At 65.4% G+C, this 1225-nt stretch carries 2 protein-coding genes; one reads left to right on the forward strand and one right to left on the reverse strand.

What is annotated here, in order from left to right:
- Positions 1 to 405 precede the first annotated feature (405 nt).
- Entirely contained in the window at positions 406 to 747 is a 342-nt protein-coding gene (locus ACZY0B_RS27530; RefSeq protein ID WP_463767385.1) for a hypothetical protein, read from the reverse strand.
- Between the two features lie 74 nt (positions 748 to 821).
- Here ACZY0B_RS27530 and ACZY0B_RS27535 point away from each other — a divergent pair, with 74 nt between their 5' ends.
- Positions 822 to 1163, forward strand: a complete 342-nt coding sequence (locus ACZY0B_RS27535; protein WP_463767386.1) for a GGDEF domain-containing protein — start codon at positions 822 to 824, stop codon at positions 1161 to 1163.
- Positions 1164 to 1225: the final 62 nt, after the last annotated feature.

Here is a 1225-nt window from a genome sequence, read left to right on the forward strand (position 1 = left end):
TCCGAAGGCGTGGGATGTCAATACGTCGTAAATCCCTGTCGCTCAGTCGGATACACATTCAACGCATAGGGTCGTGCTGTGGTTGCACGACTCATGCAGTTGCCCGACGGACCCGATCTGGCCTGGGCGGCGCTGCTGGTCGTCATGGGCGTCAACGTCCACCCCGGCGGCTGAGCGCAGGAAAGGCGCCGTTGTCATGCTTATCCTGAGCACGTGCCATGGCGTGCCGACCCCCAGCCGACCACGCGGGTTTGGCATGGGATCGGCCTGACGGCGTATCTGTCGATGCTCTCCCTGTACGCGGCCGCAGGGTACTTCCACCGTGCCGGGGTCAGTCCTCGTTTTTACTGGGCTCTCGGCGGCGCCGTTGCCGTTGCCGTGGTCGTCGCGTTCGTTGGCCGGTTATCAGGTTGGCAACAGCGGCGCGCCCTGCTGTCCGGGTGGCCGGTGGCCGCGCTCCTCGCGACGGCTCTGGTCGGAGCCGTTGAGCCGAGTGCTACCCGGAACTTTCCCGGGACGATCACGATCACGTTCGCCTATGTCGGCCTCACTTGCCCGCGCTGGCGCTCGCTCGCCTTCGTCCCACTCGGCGTCGTGGCGTTCGTCGTCGGCGGCAGTAAGGTTCTCCCGGCCGAGTTGACCACCGTGGTGTTGGCCGCTGCTATGTGGGTCATCGTCGCGGAGGTCCCGGCCTGGCTCATTGCGCAACTCGAGGAGCAGAGCGCGCTGCTCCGCAAGATCGCGCATACCGACGCGCTCACCCAGCTGCTCGATCGAAGCACGCTCGGACCCAGCTGTCGATGCACGCAAGCGGGTCGGCCGTGGTGCTTATCGACCTCGATAATTTCAAGCGCTACAACGACAATCACGGCCACGAGGCCGGCGATGACGTCTTGGTCGCCTTCGCTGACGCGATCCGCTGGTCGGTCCGAAAGCAGGACATCGCCTTTCGTATCGGCGGCGACGAATTCCTCCTCATGCTCGTCGGCGCCGATCGCACCGAGGCCGAGCAGGTCCTCGATCGGCTTCGCCATCGCTGGGCCGAGGCTGACGAGCCGGTAGGCTTCAGCGCCGGGATCGCCTCCGGCGAGCAGGATCTCATGCGCCTCGCGGACGAGCACATGTACGCCAATAAGCGCTCCCGCGAATTGCCCGCCGACTAGGCGAGCGCGTCGAACATGTGCGCCGGCTCGATGCCGAGTTGCTTTGCGACATGGCTGGTATC

Source organism: Mycobacterium sp. IDUB_19 (assembly GCF_055419445.1).

Coding starts and splice junctions, on each gene's coding strand:
- ACZY0B_RS27530 (WP_463767385.1), bottom strand. CDS start 747: ATGCGCGATCTTGCGGAGCAGCGCGCTCTGCTCCTCGAGTTGCGCAAT.